At 37.8% G+C, this 25,633-nt stretch carries 16 protein-coding genes and 3 rRNA genes; 17 read left to right on the top strand and 2 right to left on the bottom strand.

Features of this window, described 5'->3' with window-relative positions:
* The first annotated feature begins 225 nt into the window (after window positions 1-225).
* The 8 genes from greA (at window position 226) to CACET_RS17840 (ending at window position 11,827) form a co-directional block, all read left to right on the top strand.
* Window positions 226-717, top strand: a complete 492-nt coding sequence (gene greA / locus CACET_RS17875; RefSeq protein ID WP_044826366.1) for a transcription elongation factor GreA — start codon at window positions 226-228, stop codon at window positions 715-717.
* Window positions 718-767: 50 nt separating this feature from the next.
* On the top strand, window positions 768-2,264 hold the full coding sequence (gene lysS / locus CACET_RS17870; protein WP_044826365.1) for a lysine--tRNA ligase: 1,497 nt from the start codon (window positions 768-770) through the stop codon (window positions 2,262-2,264).
* Window positions 2,265-2,712: 448 nt separating this feature from the next.
* Window positions 2,713-4,353: ribosomal RNA gene (locus tag CACET_RS17865) — 16S ribosomal RNA — on the top strand.
* Window positions 4,354-4,482: 129 nt separating this feature from the next.
* Window positions 4,483-7,419 (top strand): 23S ribosomal RNA (locus tag CACET_RS17860).
* A gap of 49 nt (window positions 7,420-7,468) precedes the next feature.
* Window positions 7,469-7,585 (top strand): 5S ribosomal RNA (gene rrf, locus CACET_RS17855).
* The 16S, 23S and 5S rRNA genes sit together here, the layout of an rRNA operon.
* A 411-nt stretch (window positions 7,586-7,996) precedes the next feature.
* Entirely contained in the window at window positions 7,997-8,506 is a 510-nt protein-coding gene (locus CACET_RS17850; RefSeq protein WP_044825894.1) for a thioredoxin family protein, read from the top strand.
* Window positions 8,507-8,835: 329 nt separating this feature from the next.
* Window positions 8,836-11,190: a ribonucleoside-triphosphate reductase, adenosylcobalamin-dependent gene (gene nrdJ / locus CACET_RS17845; RefSeq protein ID WP_044825893.1), complete on the top strand. Its 2,355-nt coding sequence runs from the start codon at window positions 8,836-8,838 to the stop codon at window positions 11,188-11,190.
* 148 nt (window positions 11,191-11,338) lie between these two features.
* Window positions 11,339-11,827, top strand: coding sequence for a pyridoxamine 5'-phosphate oxidase family protein (locus CACET_RS17840; RefSeq protein WP_082058280.1), 489 nt, complete (start codon window positions 11,339-11,341; stop codon window positions 11,825-11,827).
* Between the two features lie 54 nt (window positions 11,828-11,881).
* Here CACET_RS17840 and CACET_RS17835 read toward each other — a convergent pair whose 3' ends face one another.
* Window positions 11,882-12,400: a superoxide dismutase family protein gene (locus tag CACET_RS17835; protein ID WP_044825891.1), complete on the bottom strand. Its 519-nt coding sequence runs from the start codon at window positions 12,398-12,400 to the stop codon at window positions 11,882-11,884.
* Between the two features lie 645 nt (window positions 12,401-13,045).
* Between CACET_RS17835 and fusA the strand changes: the two genes are divergently transcribed.
* The 7 genes from fusA (at window position 13,046) to disA (ending at window position 22,565) form a co-directional block, all read left to right on the top strand.
* The gene (gene fusA, locus CACET_RS17830) at window positions 13,046-15,115 is read left to right on the top strand and encodes an elongation factor G (RefSeq protein WP_044825890.1); all 2,070 of its coding nucleotides are present in this window, start codon (window positions 13,046-13,048) and stop codon (window positions 15,113-15,115) included.
* 184 nt (window positions 15,116-15,299) lie between these two features.
* Entirely contained in the window at window positions 15,300-15,758 is a 459-nt protein-coding gene (locus CACET_RS17825) for a CtsR family transcriptional regulator (protein ID WP_044825889.1), read from the top strand.
* A 13-nt stretch (window positions 15,759-15,771) separates the two neighbouring features.
* Window positions 15,772-16,281 (top strand): UvrB/UvrC motif-containing protein, encoded by a 510-nt coding sequence (locus CACET_RS17820; protein WP_044825888.1) that lies wholly within the window; start codon window positions 15,772-15,774, stop codon window positions 16,279-16,281.
* Between the two features lie 11 nt (window positions 16,282-16,292).
* Window positions 16,293-17,315, top strand: a complete 1,023-nt coding sequence (locus CACET_RS17815) for a protein arginine kinase (RefSeq protein WP_044825887.1) — start codon at window positions 16,293-16,295, stop codon at window positions 17,313-17,315.
* Window positions 17,316-17,331: 16 nt separating this feature from the next.
* Window positions 17,332-19,776: an ATP-dependent Clp protease ATP-binding subunit gene (locus CACET_RS17810; protein ID WP_044825886.1), complete on the top strand. Its 2,445-nt coding sequence runs from the start codon at window positions 17,332-17,334 to the stop codon at window positions 19,774-19,776.
* A 189-nt stretch (window positions 19,777-19,965) separates the two neighbouring features.
* Complete coding sequence (gene radA / locus CACET_RS17805; protein ID WP_044825885.1) at window positions 19,966-21,360, top strand: DNA repair protein RadA; 1,395 nt, start codon at window positions 19,966-19,968, stop codon at window positions 21,358-21,360.
* Window positions 21,361-21,485: 125 nt separating this feature from the next.
* Entirely contained in the window at window positions 21,486-22,565 is a 1,080-nt protein-coding gene (disA, locus tag CACET_RS17800; protein ID WP_044825884.1) for a DNA integrity scanning diadenylate cyclase DisA, read from the top strand.
* 283 nt (window positions 22,566-22,848) lie between these two features.
* Here disA and CACET_RS17795 read toward each other — a convergent pair whose 3' ends face one another.
* On the bottom strand, window positions 22,849-23,247 hold the full coding sequence (locus CACET_RS17795) for a hypothetical protein (RefSeq protein WP_044825883.1): 399 nt from the start codon (window positions 23,245-23,247) through the stop codon (window positions 22,849-22,851).
* A 393-nt stretch (window positions 23,248-23,640) separates the two neighbouring features.
* Here CACET_RS17795 and CACET_RS17790 point away from each other — a divergent pair, with 393 nt between their 5' ends.
* Window positions 23,641-24,117, top strand: coding sequence for a CarD family transcriptional regulator (locus CACET_RS17790; protein ID WP_044825882.1), 477 nt, complete (start codon window positions 23,641-23,643; stop codon window positions 24,115-24,117).
* Window positions 24,118-24,307: 190 nt separating this feature from the next.
* Window positions 24,308-25,408, top strand: a complete 1,101-nt coding sequence (locus CACET_RS17785) for a PIN/TRAM domain-containing protein (RefSeq protein ID WP_044825881.1) — start codon at window positions 24,308-24,310, stop codon at window positions 25,406-25,408.
* Window positions 25,409-25,633 lie beyond the last annotated feature (225 nt).

Below are 25,633 nucleotides of genomic sequence, written 5' to 3'. Positions count from 1 at the left end.
GCACTGTAAAAAGGCAGTGCTATTGTGATGTTATAAGGATAAAATTACCACTATACAATTAAGAATAAATTAGACATAAGGACATATATTATCAAAATATATCATACACATTTACTATTCCTTTGTGATATGGATAGGTACCTATCTATAGGACTAGGAAGGTAGTGAAATTTTTAATATAAATCAGATAAATAAATATCTTACATAAAAAAAGGAGAGAGAGTTATGGTAGATAAAGAGGTTGTTTTAACCCTTAAAGGGCTAAAAAAAATAGAGGATGAGCTAGAGCACTTAAAAACTGTTAGAAGAAAAGAAGTGGCAGAACGTATTAAACAAGCCATCGCTTTTGGAGATATAAGCGAGAACTCTGAATATGATGAAGCAAAAAATGAACAAGCACAAATGGAAGAAAGAATTATGAAGCTAGAGGGCATGTTGAAAAAAGCAAGGGTAATTGATGAAGATGACATCAACTTAGACCAGGTTAGCATAGGGACTACTGTGCAAGTAGAAGATATAGAATTTGATGAAATCGTAGAGTACACGATTGTTGGTTCTGCTGAAGCAGACCCATATGAATTAAAAATATCTAATGAGTCTCCTGTAGGAAGAGCCCTTTTAGGTAAGAAAATAGGAGATACTGTAGAGGTGCAAATTCCTGATGGCGTAACAACGTATAAAGTGTTAAAAATAGAAAAAGGTGAGATAGACGGATAAGCATTAAAATGATACAAAGGACTACGTATTACGGGAGGGTGGGTAAACAAATGACAAGTAACCACGAAGAAGAAAAAAGTTTAAGCGAACTATTGAAAATAAGAAGAGAAAAATTAGATCACTTAAAGAATATAGGAAAAGATCCTTTTAAGGTAGAAAAGGTAGATATAACACATTATAGTCAACAAATAAAGGAAAATTTCGATGCACTAGAGGGACAGAGGGTAACGATTGCAGGAAGACTTATGGCTAAAAGAGGTCATGGTAAAGCAGGCTTTATAAATATACAAGATAAAGAAGGTCGTATTCAAGCTTATGTAAGAGAAGATGCTATTGGTGAAGAAGCTTATAGTTTATTTGTTGAGTATGATATCGGAGATATCATTGAAATCAAAGGGGATATATTCAAAACTCAAAAGGGTGAAATATCTGTAAAGGCATCTGAAGTATACCTAGTATCAAAATCACTACAGATTTTACCAGACAAGTGGCATGGTCTAAAGGACCCAGATTTAAGATATAGACAAAGATATGTAGATTTAATCGTCAACCCAGATGTTAAGGAAACTTTTTTAAAGAGAAATAAAATCATTAAGGCAATAAGAAACTTTTTAGATGATAGGGGTTATCTAGAGGTAGAGACACCTATATTAACAACCGTTGCTGGGGGTGCGGCAGCAAGACCATTTTTAACCCATCACAACACATTAGACTTAGATATGCAGCTTAGAATCGCAAATGAACTTTATCTTAAGCGGCTCATCGTAGGTGGATTCGATAAAGTTTATGAAATGGGGAAGATGTTTAGAAATGAAGGAATTTCTATAAAACACAACCCTGAATTTACTAATATAGAACTTTATGCAGCCTATGAAGACTATGAGTCTATGATGGAAATAACAGAAAATCTAGTGGCATACTGTGCAGAGAAAGTAAATGGAACTACTTTAGTAAATTATCAGGGAACAGAAATAGATTTTAAACCACCTTGGAAGAGAGTTTCTATGCATGACTTAGTAAAAGAAAAAACCAGTGTTGATTTCTATGCTGTTGAAAGTGATGAAGAGGCTAGAAAAATTGCTAAGAGTCAATTGCATTTAGAGGTTAAAGACAATATGACAAGAGGACATCTAGTGAACTTGGCCTTTGAAGAGTTTTGTGAAAAGGACCTAATGCAGCCAACATTTGTATTGCATCATCCTGTGGAGGTTTCTCCTCTGGCCAAAAGGAATCCAGATAATCCACTTATTACAAATAGGTTTGAGGCTTTTGCAAATACATGGGAAATAGCGAATGCTTTTTCAGAGCTAAATGATCCTATTGACCAAAAACAAAGGTTTGAAGAGCAGCTAAAACAAAGAGAATCTGGAGATGAGGAAGCACATCCAATGGATGAGGACTTTATCAATGCATTGGAGGTAGGACTACCTCCTACAGGTGGGCTAGGTATAGGGGTAGATAGATTAATTATGCTTCTTACAGATTCAGCTTCAATCAGAGATATTATTTTATTTCCAACAATGAAGCCAATAATAAAAGAGGACTAGGGTAACCTAGTCTTTCTTCATTATATTATATAGTATAAATAATATAGTATAGATAGAAAGATATGCAGGGGCGACCTAAAGATATGTAGGGGCTACCTGTGGTCGCCTGTTTCCGCTTCTATAATAAAGACGACCACAGGTAGCCCCTGCACTTGTATAATATATTTTGCGGTTAAACAAAAACAAATTTCTAAAAAGAGTTGACAAGCAAAGATGAATCTGATATAGTAGTAAAAGTCGCCGCTACTGAAGGGGCGATGGGATAGAAGAAAGTTCGACACAGAAGAAAAAGAAATTAAAAAAAGTGTTGACATAATATAGCCAAGTATGATATAGTAGTTAAGTCGCCGAATGAGGGCGGCAGAAAAAAAGGTCTTTGAAAATTAAACAGTATAGATATTAAGCCAGCAAAATACATCTATCAATTAATGATAGAACCCAGATATTTTTTATTAAGAGTTTGATCCTGGCTCAGGATGAACGCTGGCGGCGTGCCTAACACATGCAAGTCGAGCGAGGCAAATATCTAACATTGAGTACTTGAGAGATAAGGGAGAAAGAGAGGCAGCGTTAAGCAGGCCTGTAGACCCTTTGTGAGCAAAGGCTAGCTTTACGCCATAAAGTGCCAACACATGATGAGAATCGAGTATTGAATGTTAGATATTTGCCTAGCGGCGGACGGGTGAGTAACGCGTGGGTAACCTACCTTGTACAGGGGGATAACAGTCGGAAACGATTGCTAATACCGCATAAAGCTATTCTAAGGCATCTTATGAATAGCCAAAGATTTATTGGTACAAGATGGGCCCGCGTCTGATTAGCTAGTTGGTGGGGTAAAGGCCTACCAAGGCGACGATCAGTAGCCGACCTGAGAGGGTGACCGGCCACACTGGAACTGAGACACGGTCCAGACTCCTACGGGAGGCAGCAGTGGGGGATATTGCACAATGGGGGAAACCCTGATGCAGCGACGCCGCGTGAGCGATGAAGGCCTTCGGGTCGTAAAGCTCTGTTTCGAGGGAAGATAATGACGGTACCTCGGGAGGAAGCCCCGGCTAACTACGTGCCAGCAGCCGCGGTAATACGTAGGGGGCAAGCGTTATCCGGAATCACTGGGCGTAAAGGGTGCGTAGGCGGCCAATAAAGTCTAGGGTGAAAGGCTACGGCTCAACCGTAGTAAGCCTTAGAAACTTATTGGCTTGAGTGCAGGAGAGGAGAGTGGAATTCCTAGTGTAGCGGTGAAATGCGTAGATATTAGGAGGAACACCAGTGGCGAAGGCGACTCTCTGGACTGTAACTGACGCTGAGGCACGAAAGCGTGGGGAGCGAACAGGATTAGATACCCTGGTAGTCCACGCCGTAAACGATGAGTGCTAGGTGTTGGGGGTCAAACCTCAGTGCCGCAGCTAACGCATTAAGCACTCCGCCTGGGGAGTACGCACGCAAGTGTGAAACTCAAAGGAATTGACGGGGACCCGCACAAGCAGCGGAGCATGTGGTTTAATTCGAAGCAACGCGAAGAACCTTACCTGGACTTGACATCCTTTTGACCGCTTTTTAACAGAAGTTTTCCCTTCGGGGACAGAAGTGACAGGTGGTGCATGGTTGTCGTCAGCTCGTGTCGTGAGATGTTGGGTTAAGTCCCGCAACGAGCGCAACCCTTGTCTTTAGTTGCCAGCATTTCGGATGGGCACTCTAGAGAGACTGCCGGGGATAACTCGGAGGAAGGTGGGGATGACGTCAAATCATCATGCCCCTTATGTTCAGGGCTACACACGTGCTACAATGGCCGATACAAAGGGCAGCGAAGGAGTAATCTGGAGCGAATCTCATAAAGTCGGTCTCAGTTCGGATTGTGGGCTGAAACTCGCCCACATGAAGTCGGAGTTGCTAGTAATCGCGAATCAGAATGTCGCGGTGAATGCGTTCCCGGGTCTTGTACACACCGCCCGTCACACCACGGGAGTCGGAAGCGCCCGAAGCCAGCTGCTCAACCGTAAGGGGAGAGCTGTCGAAGGTGAAGCCGATGACTGGGGTGAAGTCGTAACAAGGTAGCCGTATCGGAAGGTGCGGCTGGATCACCTCCTTTCTAAGGAGAAATGGCAATACTATACTGTTTAATTTTGAGAGACCTCTTTTAATAAGGTCTTTTCAAATTGTTCTTTGAAAACTAAACAATGATATGAGAAAAGAAACAAAGCTAAAGTAATTCATCAAAGGTCAAGTTATTAAGGGCAAAGGGTGGATGCCTTGGCACTAGGAGCCGAAGAAGGACGTGGTAAGCTGCGAAAAGCTACGGGAAGCTGCAAGCAAGCATTGATCCGTAGATGTCCGAATGGGGAAACCCACTTGGGGTAATGTCCAAGTATCTATTACTGAATTCATAGGTAATAGAAGGTAGACCGGGGGAACTGAAACATCTAAGTACCCCGAGGAAGAGAAAGAAAAATCGATTCCCTCAGTAGCGGCGAGCGAAAGGGGAAGAGCCCAAACCAAGAACTTAAGTTTTTGGGGTTGTGGACATTTTCATTAAGAAGATTGGTAAGTGTAGTTGAAAAGAGTTGGAAAACTCCACCGTAGAGGGTAAAAGTCCCGTAAGCGAAACACTGAAGAACTTTGAGAATGATCCAGAGTACCACGGGACACGTGAAACCCTGTGGGAAGCAGGGGGGACCACCCCCCAAGGCTAAATACTACCTAGTGACCGATAGCGCATAGTACCGTGAGGGAAAGGTGAAAAGAACCCCGGAAGGGGAGTGAAAAAGAACCTGAAACCTTTTGCCTACAAGCTGTGGAAGCGCTTTTAATGCGTGACCGCGTACTTTTTGTAGAACGGGCCAACGAGTTATGGTATGTAGCAAGGTTAAGTACTTCAGGTACGGAGCCGAAGGGAAACCGAGTCTTAATAGGGCGATTAGTTACATGCTATAGACCCGAAACCGTGCGATCTACCCATGGGCAGGATGAAGCGGAAGTAAAATTTCGTGGAGGTCCGAACCAGTTGACGTTGAAAAGTCATTGGATGACCTGTGGGTAGCGGAGAAATTCCAATCGAGCTCGGAGATAGCTGGTTCTCGCCGAAATAGCTTTAGGGCTAGCCTTGAAATGAGAGTGACGGAGGTAGAGCACTGAATGGTCTAGGGGCCTTCACCGGTTACCAAAACCTATCAAACTCCGAATGCCGTTAACTTATTTTCAGGAGTCAGACTACGAGTGATAAGATCCGTGGTCAAGAGGGAAAGAACCCAGATCATCAGCTAAGGTCCCAAAGTATACGTTAAGTGGGAAAGGATGTGGAGTTGCACAGACAACCAGGATGTTGGCTTAGAAGCAGCCACTCATTTAAAGAGTGCGTAATAGCTCACTGGTCGAGTGATTCTGCGCCGAAAATGTCCGGGGCTCAAACGTATCACCGAAGCTATGGGAATAGAAATATTCGGTAGGCGAGCATTCTATGTGGGTTGAAGCTATACCGTAAGGAGTAGTGGACTGCATAGAAGAGAGAATGTTGGCATGAGTAACGAGAGGTAGGTGAGAATCCTACCCGTCGAAAACCTAAGGTTTCCTGAGGAAGGTTCGTCCGCTCAGGGTTAGTCGGGACCTAAGCCGAGGCAGAAATGCGTAGGCGATGGACAACAGGTTGAGATTCCTGTACCACCTAGAATCGTTTGAGAGATGGGGTGACACAGAAGGATAGGTTGAGCCCACCGTTGGTTGAGTGGGTCTAAGCCAGTAGGGAGCTAAGACAGGCAAATCCGTTTTAGCATAATCCTGAGAGGTGATGGGGAGCGAAAAACAAGTAGCGAAGCAACTGATTCCACACTGTCGAGAAAAGCCTCTATTGAGAAACTAGGTGCCCGTACCGCAAACCGACACAGGTAGGTGAGGAGAGAATCCTAAGACGAGCGGGAGAACCATTGTTAAGGAACTCGGCAAAATGACCCCGTAACTTCGGGAGAAGGGGTGCCGAAGGGTGTGAAGGCTATACGCTGTAAGCACACTTCGGTCGCAGAGAACAGGCCCAAGCGACTGTTTAGCAAAAACATAGGTCTCTGCAAAGTCGAAAGACGACGTATAGGGGCTGACGCCTGCCCGGTGCTGGAAGGTTAAGGGGAAGTGTTAGGGTAACCGAAGCACAGAACTTAAGCCCCAGTAAACGGCGGCCGTAACTATAACGGTCCTAAGGTAGCGAAATTCCTTGTCGGGTAAGTTCCGACCCGCACGAAAGGCGTAACGATTTGGGCGCTGTCTCAACAATGGACCCGGTGAAATTGTAATACCAGTGAAGATGCTGGTTACCTGCGACAGGACGGAAAGACCCCGTGGAGCTTTACTGCAGCTTGACATTGGATTTTGGTACTAGATGTACAGGATAGGTGGGAGACTGAGAACCTAGGACGCCAGTCTTGGAGGAGTCGATGTTGGGATACCACTCTTGTAGTACTGAAGTTCTAACCATGAACCATGATCTGGTTTTGGGACACTGTCAGGCGGGCAGTTTGACTGGGGCGGTCGCCTCCTAAAAAGTAACGGAGGCGCTCAAAGGTTCCCTCAGCACGGTCGGAAATCGTGCAAAGAGTGCAAAGGCATAAGGGAGCTTGATTGCGAGACCAACAAGTCGAGCAAGGACGAAAGTCGGACTTAGTGATCCGGTGGTACCGAGTGGAAGGGCCATCGCTCAACGGATAAAAGCTACCCCGGGGATAACAGGCTTATCTCCCCCAAGAGTCCACATCGACGGGGAGGTTTGGCACCTCGATGTCGGCTCATCACATCCTGGGGCTGAAGTAGGTCCCAAGGGTTGGGCTGTTCGCCCATTAAAGTGGTACGCGAGCTGGGTTCAGAACGTCGTGAGACAGTTCGGTCCCTATCCGTCGCAGGCGTAGGAAATTTGAGAGGAGCTGTCCTTAGTACGAGAGGACCGGGATGGACGTACCGCTGGTGTACCAGTTGTCTTGCCAAAGGCACCGCTGGGTAGCTATGTACGGAAGGGATAAGTGCTGAAGGCATCTAAGCACGAAGCCCCCCTCAAGATAAGATTTCCCATCACGCAAGTGAGTAAGACCCCAGAAAGACTATCTGGTAGATAGGTCGGAGGTGTAAGTGCAGTAATGTATTAAGCTGACCGATACTAATAGGTCGAGGACTTGACCAAAAATAACTCATACATTGTTTAGTTTTGAGGGAACAATCCTTCAAAAGAATATCGTGACAATAGCGAAGGGGTCACACCTGTTCCCATACCGAACACAGCAGTTAAGCCCTTCAGCGCTGATGGTACTTGGCGGGAAGCTGCCTGGGAGAGTAGGTCGTTGCGATATAGAAAAACTTCTACAAAAAACGTAGAAGTTTTTCTAGTTTTCGTTAATTTAAAGTTAACGCTGAAAGGGCTTAATTAAATTAAGGAGGTTAAAAAACTTCATAAAAAAATACTACTGTTAAACAGAAGGATGAGCATGAAGTTTTTTAACTAAGTGACTGACACAAAAGCCAAACCCAGGCTTTTGGTCATCTACTTAACCGCTGATGGTACTTGGCGGGAAGCTGCCTGGGAGAGTAGGTCGTTGCGATATAGAAAAACTTCTACAGAAAACGTAGAAGTTTTTTTAGTTTTTGCAATTAGGTTAAATATGAATAATAAATATTAAATGTAACAAATTCACTTAAATTCCATAGCAAATAATGATATAATGTATAAATAGTATGGTCAACCACAAGGGGGGATGATAAGAATGATTTTTCGCGAAATTTTTGCATCTGCAGGATCTTTCCAAGCTTTTTTAAAGGAAGATCAAGATGTTCATCGGGAAAAGACATTGGAGATATACAAAGGTATTCTTTTACAGGAAGAATTGGTGGAGAAAATTAAGTTGATTGATAAAACAGTATATATATTGGCTTTTGCTGAAATATGGTGCCCGGATTGTGTGATTAATGTACCAGCACTACAAAAAATGAGCGATAATAACGAGAACATTAAAATCGGTATATTGCCTAGAAAGGGCAATGAGGTTTATATGGAGAAATATAAAGTAGGAGGGAAGACAAAACTCCCTACATTTGTGATTCTAGATGATCAATATAATGAAAAAGGTGTTTTTATAGAAACTCCCAAAATTTTGCGGGATGCTATAGCAAAGGGCAATGAAGTAGAGATTACCATTGCAAAAAGAAAATATAAAAAAGGTGAGTATATAACCAATACAATTGAAGAAATATTAGATACCATTTTTAGAAAGTAGGCGGCAGCCTACTTTTGTTTTGTCTACTATGTCTTTGGAATCCTTTATAAATTTTATCATTCAGAAAGGACCAGAAAGAAGATTTTGACTTTCAAAAAAATAGGTGGTACAATATATTGTACACAAATTAGACGACGCATACCAAATGTTGTTTTAAAAATCTGAGTGAACTCATTTCAGCAAGTTGAAACATCGGGGAATCAGGTAGAGGATCTACTCCACATGATTTAGAAAGCTCACCTACGCTAACGCTTAAGTGAGGAGGGCGTAACCCTAAAAGAAAAAGTTCAAATAAATAGCTATAATAGATGTTGTGAGGAGGCATATGTATGTTTAAAGTTAAGAAGCGGGATGGTAGGATGGTGGATTTTGATAGTTCTAAAATTATTGGTGCAATAAAAAAAGCAATGGGAGAAACAACAAAGGGGATAGACGAGGATTTAAGTAAAAAAATAGCTGATGAGATTGTTGGTAAAATTGAAAATGAAGAATCCCCACTGCATGTTGAAGAAATACAAGATATCGTAGAGGATATGTTGATGTCCAGTGATAGGAAAGATGCGGCAAAAAGATATATTATTTATAGAAATCAAAGAAATAGAAGTAGAAGTGTTAGAAATAAGGAAGAAAATAAGTTATTGACGGATGCCTTCATTAGTTCCTACAAGCATAGATTTTCTCCGATGCAACAATTGGGAAGTTTTGTTTACTATAGAACTTACGCTAGGTGGATCCCTGAAGAAAGTAGACGGGAATATTGGTGGGAAACTGTTAAAAGAGCTGTAGAATATAACTGTAGTTTAGTTCCTACAACAAGACAGGAAGCAGAGAAGTTATTTGATAATGTTTATAATCTAAAACAATTTTTATCTGGCAGAACTTTTTGGGTGGGAAATACGACGGTAGCTAGAAGCTATCCAATGGCTAACTATAATTGCGCATTTTTAGTGATTGATGCTTTTGAATCCTTTAAAGATTTATTTTATCTCTTGATGGTGGGATCGGGAGTTGGCGTCAGGGTCTTAAAAAAGGATGTTCAGGCACTGCCTAAAGTTAGGACTGACTATGATATCATACATAAGGATTATGCGCCTATACCTAAGGATTTAAGAGAAGATAATACTAGCTTAGAGTTTGCACATAAAAACATTGTAAAAATCACTGTAGGAGATAGTAAAGAAGGCTGGACTCAGGCATTGGATTTCTTTTTTAAGTTGATATATAGTCATGAATACAGAAGTATAAAAACCATCATCATTAACTATGATCATGTAAGACCTAAGGGAGAAAAGTTAAAAACTTTTGGGGGGACAGCCAGTGGTCACGAAAGTTTGAAAAATATGTTTTATAAAATAAATAAAGTCATTACAAACAGTAAAAAAGCAAGCATATCAGAAAAAGTCAAACTAGGTGCTGTTGATTGTCTAGATATAGCCAATATTATTGGAGAAAATGTTGTTGTTGGGGGAGTAAGGCGTACTGCTGAAATGATTTTGATTGACCCAGAGGATACGGTGTCTATTGAAGCTAAGTCTAATTTATATAAACAAATTGAAGGGCAGTGGATTGTAGACCAAGAGATTATACATAGACAAATGAGTAATAATTCTATTTATTATGAGTCTAAACCTAGTAGGGAAAAGCTACATTGGCTAATGGAGAAGATGAGATACTCTGGTGAGCCTGGATGGGTAAATGCTGAGGCTGGCAGTAAAAGAAGACCGAGTATGAAGGGGGTAAATCCTTGCGGAGAAATTCTTTTGGACTCTAAGGGATTATGTAATTTAACGACAGTGAATGTGTTTGCTTTTGTTCAAGAGGATGGCGTTTTGGATCAAGAAGGATTGATAGAAGCTCAGAGATTATCTGTGAGGGCAAGCTATAGAATGACCTGTGTTGAGCTAGAATTGCCTAAATGGGATGAAGTACAAAAAAGGGATAAGTTGTTAGGTTGTTCCTTAACAGGGTGGCAAGATATGGTGAATGCTACTGGCATGACTAAAGAAGAAGAAATAAAGCTATTAAAGACCTTAAGAAACACTGCTCATAAAGAGGCTGAGGTTTATGCTGATGCTATAGGAGAAAAGGCTCCTTTGTTAGTAACTACTATTAAACCTGAAGGTACACTGAGCCAGTTACCGACTGTTTCTAGTGGGGTTCACTACTCTCATTCCCCTTATTATATACGGAGAATACGGGTAAGTGCTGATGATCCATTAGTAAAAGTTTGTGAGGAGCTGGGATATCCTGTTTTTCCAGAGGTAGGTCAAGAATGGGAAACCTGCTCAACAAAAGTAGTAGAATTTCCTATAAAAGCTCCCAAAGGTAAAACCAAATATGATGTCTCTGCAATACAACAACTAGAAAACTATAAAATGTTTATGGAACATTATGTAGACCATAATTGTTCCATCACTGTACATACTAAAGAAGATGAATGGCATCAGGTAGAAGAATGGGTATGGAATAATTGGAATGATATAGTAGCTTTATCTTTTTTATCGTTGGAAGATCATTTTTATAAATTGCTGCCTTATGAGGCAATAGAGGAAGAGGAATATACTAAAAGGGCAGAGGCTATGAAGGGTTTTATTCCTTCGTTAATCACTAAGTATGAAAAGCAAGAGATAGAAACGGAAATCACCAGTGATGACTGCGAAACAGGAGTATGTCCAATACGATAAATCATAAATAATGAAGGATAGGGTGAGAAGACACCCTATCCTTCATTAATATTGTATAGTTTTTTTAAAAAGCTAAATAATATTTAGGTAAGAAAGAAGTCGATCAATGAAACTATTAAAGCCGATGAATTAAAAGGAGATGATAAAAATGGATAAAAAAATGGCACCACTAGAGCTAAGACAACACATTGTAGAATTTTTGAGGGAACATAAAAGTGCCTCTTTAGCTACCTGCAAAGACGGCATAGCTAGATGCAGTCCTGTACAGTACTTTCTAGGAAAAGAAACGGATATATATATTTTATCTGCTGGCGGAGAAAAGTTTAAGGCAATTCAACAAAATCCTAATGTATGTTTATTAGTAAATACAGAGTATATCAACCATAGACGTATTAAAGGTGTTCAGGTGTTTGGAGAAGCAAGAATTTGTGCTCAAGATAAAAAGATTTTTGAAGAGGCTATGAAATATAACCCAGACAATGAAATTGTAGAGTTTAAAGGGGATCAGCTAAAGGCCATCAAGATTGTGCCAAAGGAAGTGGTGTATTTAGATTCCTTAGAAAAAGGCGATAGAACAAAGCAGATTTTAAGACATGAGGAAGTTTTTCTTCAACAAGAGGACTTAGTAGTGCACTAAATAGATGTGCGCCTCTAAATTTAACTTTAAAGGCGTACATCTAACTGTTTTATATTAACAACAGTACCACTGAATAATACCGCAAGCCAGCCGTTTACCAGCATCCCCTGTGGGTTGGGAACGATAATCGTCTGGATTCTTATGAATAATTACTGCCTTTCCGATAGCATCAGCAGGTTTAAACTTATTGGTAAAAAAGCTCATCCTTGCATAACCATTATTTGAAAATAATACGGGAAAATCTCCTGCATGATTACCATGGGGTTGACCATGAGGTGCCCAATGTTGACCTGCTTGTTGAAATGGATCTTCTGGGTTGCTAATTTCACAGCTTCCAAACTCATGAATATGAAAGCCGTGAGGTCCTACAGGATCTTCGTCATTGGTGGCTGGTTGGTAGGGGGGGAGACCATTCACCTCCACAAAAACCTCTGTACCTCCAGGGACCTCTTTAAACCAAACGGACCCCTGGATTTCAGGTTGAAGAGGACCTCCTTTTATATAGGCTACTGCCAATGAGTTAGTATGAGGATGTTGGTAAATAGGATTATAGTTGGAATAATACTGATACATGTGTCTTAACTCCTTTACAAATTATTTTGAAGGAAGTAAATGATTTTCTTTGTGTAATACATACTATGTAGTTTATATCATTAACGTTAACCTAAACCACAATTTGTCATCCTGAGCATCGCGAAGGATCTTAGAATTAGCAAAATGCTTCATATTCCAAGATCCTTCGCGATGCTCAGGATGACAGCTCGACGGAAATTTGGGAATGATTGTATTAAGTTAACGATTATGTAATTTATATAAGCGTGGTTAAGCTAAGAAAAGAGCGGAGATGATATCTCTGCTTTTTTCTTACTTAGAAACATTATAAAAACTTTTATTGATAATTTTTATAATGACAACATATCTTATAGATGTGTGACTAAGAATTTTGATAGATACGGTCTGTGATTTTGCTTAAAACTATAGGCTGCATATATAGTCTTTAATATATTAAAGTTCAAGTGTCGTGTCATACAGCTCAAGAAAGTTACTGGTTTTGTGTAAAAAAGAAAAAAACAAGTAATAAATATTAGAATATTTGGAATAATTAACTTATACAAAATATTTTTAAAAAACAAAAATAAATAAAGGAGTTTTACAAAAAGTATCGAATATTTAATTTAATCTAATAATTCAAACGATATCATGCGAGGGGGAAAATATATGAAAATATACGAAGCTGGCAAAATAAGAAATATCGCATTATTAGGACACGGAGGATGTGGCAAGACCACACTAACAGAATCAGCATTATACACGGCTAAACTTATCAATCGAATTGGTAGAGTGGAAGACGGGAATACGGTTTCAGACTTTGATAAAGAGGAAATAGCGAGAAAAATATCTATTAATACTTCTGTTATTCCCATGGAGTGGGAAGGGCACAAGATTAACTTTATAGATACTCCTGGTTATTTTGACTTTGTTGGTGAAGTGCAGAGTTCTATTAAAGTAGCGGGCGGATTGATCATATTAGTCGATGCTACTAGTGGTATTGAAGTAGGAACTGAAAAGGCATGGGACTATGCCGAAGATAAGAAAAAACCAACATTTATGTTTGTAAACAAAATGGATAGAGAAAATGCTGATTTTGATAAAGTGTTGAATGAATTAAGAGAAAAATTTGGTAAAAAAGTAGCACCTTTTCAAATCCCTCTAGGCGAAAAAGAAAGTTTTATTGGAAATATTAATGTTGTAAAAATGATTGCTAAAGAGTATGATGGTAAAACTTGTACAGAAAAGCCTATTCCAGAAGATAAAATGCAGCAGGTAGCAGAAATTAGAGAAATGCTGATGGAATCGGTTGCAGAAACAGATGAAATGTTATTAGAAAAGTATTTTGCAGGAGAAGAATTTACCCAAGAAGAAATCCAAAATGGATTGCGTAAAGGAATTCTTAGTGGTGAGATTGTACCTGTATTGTGTGGTGCTACTGCTAAAAACATAGGAATTCACAGCTTACTGAACATGATCAATGATTATTCCCCATCTCCTATGGATATGCCACCGAAACAAGGAAAACATCCTCATAAGGATGAGGTAGTAGAACGGTCTTTAGAGGAAAATCAGCCTTTTTCTGCTCAAGTATTCAAGACCATTGCAGATCCATATATGGGTAAAATTTCAATATTTAAAGTGATATCAGGTAGTCTAAAGGCAGACATGGAAGTTGTAAATGCCAACAAAGATGAAAAAGAAAAAATCGGAAACCTGTTTTTATTAAGAGGTAAAAACCAAATAGACATATCGGAAGTAAAGGCTGGAGATATAGCAGCAGTAGCTAAGCTGCAGCATACCAATACTGGAGATACGCTATGCAGTGTGAGTGACCCTATTATTTATAGTGGTATAGAATTTGATCAACCCCAATTATATCTTGCAGTAGAGCCTAAGGCTAGAGGGGATGAGGAAAAAATAAGTTCTGGCCTACAGCGTCTAGCGGAGGAAGATCCATCCTTCAGCTTTGAACGAAATGTAGAGACAAAACAGACGTTAATTCGAGGTCATGGTGAACTTCACATCAAAGTAATCACTAGTAAGCTAAAAAATAAATTTGGTGTTGAAGTAGAACTAAGTGATCCTATCGTTCCATATAGAGAAACAATTAAAGGTAAATCTGACGTACAAGGAAAACACAAAAAACAGTCTGGAGGACATGGACAGTATGGAGATGTTAAGATAAGATTTGAACCTGCTGTGGAAGGGTTTGAATTTAATGAAGAAATCTTTGGAGGTTCTGTACCAAAGTCTTATATACCAGCGGTGGAAAAAGGTTTAAGAGAGTGTTTAGAATCTGGTGCTTTAGCAGGTTATCCCGTAGTAAATATCAAGGCGACGCTTTATGATGGTTCTTATCATGATGTAGATTCATCAGAGATGGCTTTTAAGATTGCTGCCTCCTTAGCCTTTAAAAAGGGAATAGAAACTGCTAAACCAGTGTTATTAGAGCCAATTGTAAAAGTCAACGTTATTGTTCCAGAGGAGTATATGGGAGATATTATGGGGGACTTAAATAAACGGCGTGGTAGAATTATAGGTATGGAACCACAACCAAAAGGAATGCAAATGGTAGCGGCAGAAGTACCTCAATCAGAAATGTTTAAGTATGCCATTGATCTTCGATCTATGACCCAAGCTAGAGGTGTCTTTACAATGGAGTTTGTGAGATATGAAGAAGCACCTCAAATGATTAGTGAAAAGGTAGTGGAAGCTGCTAAAGCAGCAAAAGTATAAACTTTTTCTTTAAAGCATATGCATAGCATATGCTTTTTTTTTTGTAAAATCAGAGGGAAAGAAAAAGTTTTTGATTAATTTCTCTGTTTTTGTGGAATTATTTTAATAAATAGTAGTTGACAAATATTTTCATATTATATAAAATTAAAGTCAAAGAAGGTCAAAGTTTAAAGAAGGTGGTTTTGTGGCAAGAATAAGTGATGCTATTGAAGCTTTTTTAAAAGAGTTAATTAAAGAAAGTAAGAATCAAACGGTAGAAATACAGAGGAATGAACTAGCTAAGTACTTTGAATGTGCTCCTTCACAAATAAACTACGTACTAATGACTCGGTTTGACTATTCTCGAGGATATTATATAGAGAGTCAAAGAGGTGGTGGAGGATATATTAAAATTAGACAATTGATATTTAGTGAAAACGAAAATCTCTATTACTTTCTTATAAAGGAAATTGGCAACAGCATAACAAAGAGTGATGCAAATCGACGAATAGAATCTCTTAGGGAGAGGGGTATTATTTCTTTACGGGAGTCAAAGCTTATGAGGGCAGCAGTTGATGATGCTGCTATTATATCACCGTTGAATATTAAGGATGAAATTCGAGCAAACATTTTAAAAAATATGGTGGCAACATTGCTAGGATAGGAGGAAAAAGAACATGATGTGCCAAGAATGTAATAACAGGCAGGCGACAGTGCATATGACAAAAATAATCCAAGGAAAAAAAGAAGAAGTTCATTTGTGCGAGCAATGTGCCAAAGTAAAAGATACCTTGAACTTTGATAATGCTTTTTCCATACACAACTTTCTAGCAGGACTCTTAGATGTTACCAAAGATCCTCAAGTTAAGATGCAGTATGACAACTTGATAAAGTGCAGTCAATGTGGTAATACCTATGATAGTTTCAAACAGATAGGAAGGTTAAGCTGTCATCAATGCTATACGGAATTTAAAGTGAAACTAGCCCCTTTAATACGAAAGGTTCATGGCAATCTTCAACACACAGGCAAGGTTCCTAAAAGGGCTGGGGGCAGGATTCGTCTAAAACGGGAGGTCAACGAATTAAAATTACAATTAAAAGAAGCTGTTGAGCAACAGGCTTTTGAAAGAGCAGCACAACTAAGAGATACGATTAAGGAATTGGAAGAGAAAATAGAAGGAAGGTAGGAGGGAGACGGATGACCGAAGCGTTAGAAAAAGTAGGGCCAGAGGCAGATATTGTTATTAGCAGCAGAGTTAGAATAGCAAGAAATGTTGAAGGTATTCCCTTTCCTCATAGTCTTAATGATCATAGAGCGCAGGAAGTCGTAGATAAAGTGCACCATGGTATAGTAGAAGGAAATAGTAGATTAAAGGACGACTTTCAATTAATTTCTATGAAGAGTATCAGTGAGTTGGATCGTATGAATTATGTAGAAAAGCACCTTATTAGTCCTGACTTAGTTAAAAATGCAGCTATAGGGAATATGCTTTTAAATAGTGAGGAAACTATCAGTATTATGATCCATGAGGAAGATCATATAAGAATCCAATGTTTACTTCCGGGGTTGCAATTAGAAAAAGCTTGGGATACGGCAGATAAAATAGATGATTTGCTGGAGGAAAAAATAGATTATGCTTTTGATGAGGGGTTAGGTTACCTGACTGCTTGTCCCACAAACTTAGGTACAGGAGTTAGGGCTTCTGTTATGATGCACTTACCAGCATTAGGTCTAACCAGATATATTCAAGGAGTTTTGCGAGCGGCAAGTCAAATTGGTTTAGATGTGAGGGGAATTTATGGAGAAGGAACAGAGTTTTTAGGAAGTTTATATCAGATCTCTAATCAAGTAACTCTTGGTGTAACAGAAAAAGAGATTGTAGGCAATCTTCATGATGTTACATTACAAATTATTGAAAAAGAAAGAGCAGCAAGACATAGTCTATTGGCAACAAAAAGAATTGAACTAGAAGATAAAGTATTTCGTTCCTTCGGTATTCTTAAAAATGCTAGAAAAGTAAGTGCTCATGAAGCTATGCAATTGATTTCAGATGTAAAGCTGGGTGTTAGTTTAGGATTAATCCAAGAAGTACAATTAGAAAAATTGAATCGTCTCATTATGATGATTCAACCAGGTTATTTACAAAAATATTTTAATAGAATGTTGGCTACAGATGAAAGAGATATACAAAGAGCTGAATTAGTGAGAAAAGTATTATAGGATAGGAGGTTATATTATGGCAGTAGATGGTAGATTTACAGAAAGAGCACAACAATGTATTATTTTATCTCAACAATATGCTCAGCAGTTAGGACATAACTATGTAGGAACAGAGCACTTACTACTGGGGCTATTACAAGAAGGAGAAGGCATCGGTGCTAAGGCTTTAAAAAACTTAGGAATAGAAGTTGCACAGTTGCAAGAGAAAGTCATTCAAGTTGTTGGAAAGGGATTAGAACAACCTCAACTAGTAGGCTTTACGCCAAGAACTAAGAGGGTATTTGAACTTAGTTTTGAGGCGGCAAGAGGTTTGGGTCATAATTATATTGGTACAGAACACTTATTGCTAGGATTGATCGCAGAAGGTGAGGGAATCGCTGCTAAAATTCTTATGCAAATGGGGATAAGTCTAGAAAAGGCCAAGGATGAGGTGCTGAAATTACTAAATAGTAAGGGCCCTCAGAATACTAACTACAATACAGGCAATGTACAAAAAAGTTCCAATAACACACCAACCCTCAACAAGTATGGTCGGGATTTGAATGAGATGGTAAGAGAAGGAAAAATTGATCCTGTTATTGGTAGAAACAAAGAAACACAAAGGGTTATACAAATACTAAGTAGAAGGACAAAAAACAATCCTTGTTTAGTAGGGGAACCTGGTGTTGGAAAAACTGCTGTAGCAGAAGGGCTAGCACAGCAAATCGTTGAAGGCAACATTCCAGAAGTTTTAAAGGATAAAAGAATCATTACTCTAGATATCTCATCTATGTTAGCAGGAGCTAAGTATAGGGGAGAATTTGAAGAACGTCTTAAAAAAGTTATGGAAGAAATAAGGCAGGCAGGAGATATCATTTTATTTATTGATGAAATTCATACTATGGTTGGAGCAGGGGCAGCAGAAGGAGCTATTGATGCTTCTAATATACTAAAACCAGCTTTAGCCCGTGGGGAACTGCAAACTATTGGAGCTACAACAATTGATGAATATAGAAAGCACATTGAAAAAGATGCTGCACTAGAAAGAAGATTCCAGCCTATTATGATTGAAGAACCTTCTACAGAAGACACTGTTAAAATATTACAGGGCTTAAGAGATAAATATGAAGCACATCATAGAGTAAAGATAACAGATGACGCTTTAAAAGCAGCAGTAGAATTATCTCATCGATATATTACTGATCGATATTTACCAGATAAAGCTATTGATTTAATTGACGAGGCAGCCTCTAAAGTTCGATTGATGGTTGTAACAGCACCGCCTGATTTAAAAGATTTAGAGGAAACCTTGGAAAAACTAAGCAAAGAGAAGGAAGAAGCCATCAGCTTGCAAGATTTTGAGAGGGCGGCACAGTTGAGGGATAAAGAAAAATCCGCTAAGGAAGAACTTGAAAAAAGACAAATGGATTGGACAAATAAAGCCCATGCAAACAAAGCAGTAGTAGATACGGAAGAAATTGCCGGAGTTGTTTCTGATTGGACAGGAGTACCAGTAAAAAAACTTCAGCAGGAAGAATCAGAAAAACTGCTTAACATGGAAAGTATATTACATGATCGAGTAATTGGGCAGGCAGAAGCTGTTAAATCTGTATCCCAGGCTATTAGAAGGGCAAGGGTAGGATTAAAGGATCCTAAAAGGCCCATTGGTTCCTTTATTTTCCTAGGGCCAACAGGCGTAGGAAAAACAGAACTATCAAGGGCTTTAGCAGAAGCTATGTTTGGGGAAGAAGATGCTATGATTCGCATAGACATGTCAGAGTACATGGAAAAACATACAGTATCAAGGTTGATAGGCTCTCCTCCTGGATACGTAGGGTTTGATGAAGGTGGTCAACTAACGGAAAAAGTTAGAAGAAAGCCTTACTCAGTTATTCTGTTTGATGAAATTGAGAAGGCACATCCAGATGTTTTCAATGTATTACTACAAATACTAGATGATGGCCGTCTTACTGATGCAAAAGGAAAGACTGTGGACTTTAAAAACTCTATCATTATTATGACTTCTAATGTAGGGGCACATACAATAAAGAAACAAAAATCTCTTGGATTTGCTGTAAATGAAGAAAATGTAGCAAAAAATGAATATGAGAAAATGAAAGAAAATGTTATGGGGGAACTAAGAAGAAGTTTTCGACCGGAATTCTTGAATAGAATTGATGACATCATAGTGTTCCATAGTTTAGATAGAGAATATATTGCACAGATAGTAGACCTGATGGTAGGAGATTTGAAGAAACGTCTGGATAAGCTAGAAATTGAAGTAGAAATCACCGATCAAGCTAAAAAGCATATTGCAGATGAAGGATATGATCCACAATTTGGTGCAAGACCATTGAAAAGGGCAATACAAAAACTAGTAGAAGATAAGTTGTCAGAAGCATTATTAAAGGGAGATGTAACAGCAGGAAGTCATGTGGAAATTGACTTTCAAAATGATGATATAATAGTAAGAAAAAAATAGGAAGGATGATCCTTTCTATTTTTTTCTTTTTGAAGTATCCGGTACTGCAAATATAAACGCTAAATTTAGATTGCCTATTTCAGCCTGTAGACTAGAGCTTTGCTTGAAAAAGTGATGTATATAATAGTATACTTAAGTGAATGATGTATAAAATAAAATCTTTTTTAGAAAGGTTTATGTGGAGGAAAAATGAAAGAGAAAACAATATATCAATGTTCGAATTGTGGCTATCAGTCCCTAAAATGGGTAGGAAGATGTTCAGAATGTAATGAATGGAATACAGTTGAAGAAGCTATTGTACGGATGGATAAAAAATCTGCAGTAAAGAAATATGAGATAAGGAAGAAAACCCCTATAATAAAACTATCAGAAGTGCAAGGTAGTAAAAGCGATAGAATCATTACACGGATGAATGAATTTAATCGAGTGATGGGGGGCGGAATTGTTAGAGATTCTATAACGATTATTACTTCACCTCCAGGAGGGGGGAAATCTACTTTAACCTTAGCTGTAGCTAATGATGTAGCTTCAAAAGGCTATAAGGTTTTATATGCCTCTGGAGAAGAGAGTGATAGTCAGATTAAGAATAGAGCAGATAGAATCTTAGATAAGATAGACGAAAACATTTGGATTATAGCTGATACCAGTATGGACTATGTACTACAGTCTATTGAAGAAATTGAACCTGATTTGATCATTGTAGATAGTATACAAACATTTACTTTAAGTCAACACCTACCGGCTAGGGCAGGCAATCCAACACAAACTATGGAGTGCTCTAATGAATTATTAAGGGTTGCGAAAAATAGTGATAAGCCAAAGGCAGTCATCATGATAGGACAAATGAATAAAAATGACGAGATCGCAGGTTTGAGAGCATTGGAACACCTTGTAGATACAGTGTTGGTGATTGAAGGAGAAGATGAAGAAGAGCTAAGAGCTGTTTTATCTACTAAAAATAGGTTTGGCAGTACTGGAGAGATGGGCTTTTTTTCTATGACAGAAAAGGGACTTTTATCTATAGATAATCCTTCGGAGTTTTTTATGACGAAAAGGGATGAGGGAGAGATTGTTTCAGGGAGCGCTTTGACTGTTTTGAGAGAGGGTTCTAGGCCTATTATTGCAGAAATAGAGAGTTTGGTATCTAACTCCTTTACTCCTTATCCTTCTAGAATTGGGGAAGCTCTAAGAAGAGAACAACTGAACACATTAATATCTATCCTAGAGCAAAGGGGAGGAATCAATTTATTTAATAAAAATGTTGTTATTAAAACCACAGGTGGAATAAAGCTTAAAGAACAAGCGGCAAATCTATCTGTCATCATGAGTATCGCCTCTTCTGTATATAATATAGGAATATCTAATAATATAGTTTTTATTGCTGATGTAGGATTAACAGGGGAATTGAAAAAAGTTCCAGCCCTTGAGAGCAGAATAAAAGAACTAGCTAGAATGGGCTTTAAGAAGGTATATGTTGCAAAAAATACTTTTTCTAAGGCTGTTAAGTTTGACAATATTGATGTAATCCAGTCGAAAACCCTTCAAGAAGTGATTCAACAAGTATTTGGTGTAGAAAAACCTTAGGAGGAATTCGGCGTTGGTTATCTATACAAAAATCTCCTTATAAATATTGATAAATTTATAGATTGATTGGCAAAATAATGGTAAAATTATATACTGAAACATTAGGATAGAAGGAGGGCAGTGTGATGGTTAAGGAAGAGTGGAGCAAGGAAGAGGAGTTAATGGAAACTCTAAAATTATTGGCTCCTGGCACACCCTTGAGGGAAGGGCTGGAAAATTTGTTAAGAGCTAAAACGGGAGCGTTGATTGTTATTGCTGATAGTCAGGATATCATGGAAGTCGTAGATGGTGGGTTTCATATCAATATAGACTTTTCCCCTGCCTATATATATGAACTAGGAAAAATGGATGGAGCTATTATTTTAAGCTACGATGCTAAAAAAATATTATATGCCAATGCACAGTTGATTCCAGATTCTTCAGTTCCTTCCAGTGAAACGGGTATTCGACATCGTACAGCAGAGCGGGTTGCAAAAGAAACGGGAGAAATTGTTATTGCTATCTCTCAAAGACGTAATATCATTACCTTATATAAAGGTTATCATAAATATATTATACAGGACCCAGACAAAATATTGACCAAAGCCAATCAAGCTATACAAACCCTAGAAAAATATAAGATATCCTTCGACAAAGCTATGACCAGTCTTAGTGCTTTAGAGTTTGAAGATTTGGTGACAGTATATGATGTAGCAGTAGTTTTACAAAGAACAGAGATGGTAATGAAAATCGCCTATGAGATTGAGAAATTTATTTATGAATTAGGAAATGAAGGGCGATTGGTAAGCATGCAGTTAGAAGAATTAGTAGCTAATGTGAAAGAAGATGGAAAACATGTTATTTACGATTATAAATTTGGGGCAGAAGGGGATTACGAGGGAATTGAAAAAGCAATCAAATCTCTAACTTCAGAAGAATTGCTAAATCTAAATAACATCTCAAAAATATTAGGTTACGGCAATAGTATAAACGCATTGGACTTAGCGGTGTCCCCTAAAGGATACAGGATTTTGACAAAGATCCCGAGATTGCCCCTTGGTGTTATAGAGAATTTAGTAAAGCAATATAATAGTTTTCAGAAAATTCTTAAGGCATCTATCGGGCAGTTGGATGAAGTAGAGGGCATAGGAGAAATTAGAGCAAGGGCTATAAAAGAAGGATTAAGAAGACTACAGGAGCAGGTGTTGTTGGAGCGTCATATATAGATATTATGGGCTTTAACTTAACACAATTACTTCTAATACTTCTAAAATTTTTTTGACCTGTCATCCTTTGACTCAGCTTTGCTCCCCTCGGAATGACAAATTGTGATTTAAGTTAGCGCTAATAATATAGATAGATAAGATATTAGCTATCAACGGTACCTTTAGTATATTAAAATTTAATAATATGATTCCAACTATAGTATGATAAAAAGCTAGGGTAGACCTTTTGCTGTATAATTAAGTTATAGGGTGAAAGGCTTACCCTCAATTTATAGTTGTATGTTTATAGTAAACCATACTTACCTAAGGTTTTTAATTGATTTTCATAATAATTGTTCAGAAGGTCCTCAATATTTGTATTAAAAGCATTAGCAAGGGCAGTTATGTAAAAAAAGTTGATAGACAACTCTTGTTCTATCTTTTCTCTACAAACATCGCATAGATTTCCTGTTACATGACTAGACATATAATCTTTTAGTTGTGAGTAAGAAATGTCTTGAGGAACTTCTTGTTTGGTTATGTTTAATTCTATGCATCCACAGAAAGTGGCAGACTTAGCGACAGCACGATTTATTCGTGCACTACTTTCCTGAAGCTTTGTCAATATATCCAAAATACTACTATGTCTAACTAAAACATCATCAACTTTGTGTTGAAAACTCTCCAAAGAAAACTTTTCCATAAGAACAACTCCTCATTATTAATAATAAAATTAATTTAATCAATGTATACCAATACTATATATAATAGCTAAGAATACAGAAAACAAAATGTAAAATTTTGAAAAAAAGATTTAAAAATTTCTGTAAAGTATTACCCAAAATGCAGAAAAATTTGTGAAAGACCTTAAGCAATTGTAGTAAACGTTTGCTTTGTCATGATTTAATTATACTTTTATCCTATACAATTTGTCAATTGGAGGAAGTTTCAAAAAACATATCCATCTATGTCACAATGAAAATTTTATTGACAATTTATAAGGCATGTGATAAAATAATATTTTTATTTGACATCCATACTCTGATCATGTATACTATAATTAATAAAAATAAGCAGTTCTGTAGGGGGGAAAAATATGTTCAATATTGGTGATAAAATTGCTTATCCTATCCACGGTGCTGGAATTATTGAAGCTATTGAGGAACGAGAAATCTTAGGTAAGTCTAGAAAGTATTATATAATGAGAATGCCTTTAAATAATATGAAGGTAATGATTCCTTTAGATAATGTAGAGGATATAGGTATTAGATCTGTTATAAGTTTAAAAGAGGTAGAGCAGGTGATGGCAGTACTTGCATCAGATGTTACAAAAATGCCTCAAAACTGGAACAGAAGATATAGAGCTAATATGGATAGAATTAAAAGTGGTGATATCTATGAAGTAGCAGAAGTAGTAAGGAATTTAATGTTGAGAGATCGCGAAAAAACGCTTTCTACTGGTGAAAGAAAAATATTGAACAATGCAAGACAAATATTGTTAAGTGAACTTATTCTTGCTGCTGATATGGAGGAAGCGGAAGTGGTACAATTAATTGAAAAAGTAGTGAAATAAGTTTTCTTGCTTCTGTCAAGAAAACTTTGCATTGTTCTTTCTTTCCTTTTCTGATGCCTTTTGATACAATATATAAGGGACTACTGGCGAAGTGAATACAATATATTTTGCTAAAATTTATGTATTTTTCTATATATAGATATTAAAAGTGTAAAAAAAGGGAATAATGAAGGAATAAGGAGGTGACCGAATGATTAATAGAATTGTAAGAGGAATTCTGTCTGCTCTAGGTGCATTGTCAGGACTATTAATCTATATTTATATTACCAATAATATCATCACGGTTACAAAAGATAACTTTTTAACTTACAGCGTTGGAATTATTATATCTTCATTCATTGGTGGAGGACTTTTGTTTCTTTTAGCTCCTTGGCTAATTAACAAAGGAAGAGATATTGCTAATTGGATTGAAAATGAATTGGCTAATGTTCCAATTACAAACATTGTACTAGGATCTGTAGGGCTTATTATAGGATTGATTATTGCCTACTTAATAAGTCAGCTAACAAATAACATTCCTATTCCTTTTGTAGGAACCATTGTTTCAACAATAGTATATATTTTTATGGCTTATTTAGGAGTAAACATAGCTACCAAAAAGATAGAAGAATTACCAAATCTGCAAGCTGTGTTTAAGAAAAATGCTTCTAAGGAAAAGAATGGAAAAAAAGAGTATAAAGGATCTCCTAAAATCTTAGATACTAGTGTAATCATTGATGGTAGAATTGCGGATATTTGTAAGACTGGATTTATTGAAGGGCCACTAGTGATACCAGAGTTTATTTTGCAAGAACTTCGCCATATTGCTGACTCTTCTGTGACCATTAAAAGAAATAGAGGTAGAAGAGGGTTAGACATATTGAACAAAATTCAAAAAGAGTTAGACATAGAAGTGAAAATCGACAATAAGAGCTTTGATGATACACTTGAAGTAGATATAAAACTCTTGAAGTTAGCACAAGTCTTAGAGGGAAAGGTTGTAACCAATGATTACAACTTAAATAAGGTAGCAGAGTTCCAGGGGGTACCAGTGCTGAATATTAACGAATTAGCTAATGCTGTGAAACCAGTGGTATTGCCAGGAGAAGAGATGTTTGTTCAAGTAATCAAAGATGGAAAAGAGTCTGGACAAGGCTTGGCTTACCTAGATGATGGAACTATGATTGTTGTGGAAAGCGGGAAAAAGTACATTGGTCAAAACATTGATGTATTGGTTACTAGTGTACTACAGACAGCTGCTGGTAGGATGATTTTTGCAAAGCCAAAATCTATGGCGGATAAATCTGCTTAGTTAAAGATAAAGTTTTATTATTGAAAGAGACTCTTCCGATGGAGGAGTCTTTTTCAATCTTATTTAGAACATACTTAGTATAGATGCATACTTCTAAAATCAAATTTTAGTATACAAAGTCTGGAATTTTTTTGCAAGGGATGGGATACAAAGGGAACTCTTGGTGTATTAAAATTTAGGACTACATATTTATAAGGCGAGAGGTTTGTTTAACTAGTGAAGGGG

The sequence above is a fragment of the Clostridium aceticum genome, from assembly GCF_001042715.1.
Taxonomy (GTDB): Bacteria; Bacillota; Clostridia; order Peptostreptococcales; family Natronincolaceae; genus Andreesenella; species Andreesenella acetica.
Note: the sequence above shows the minus strand (reverse complement) of the source record. Positions and strands in the feature narration are given on the sequence as shown.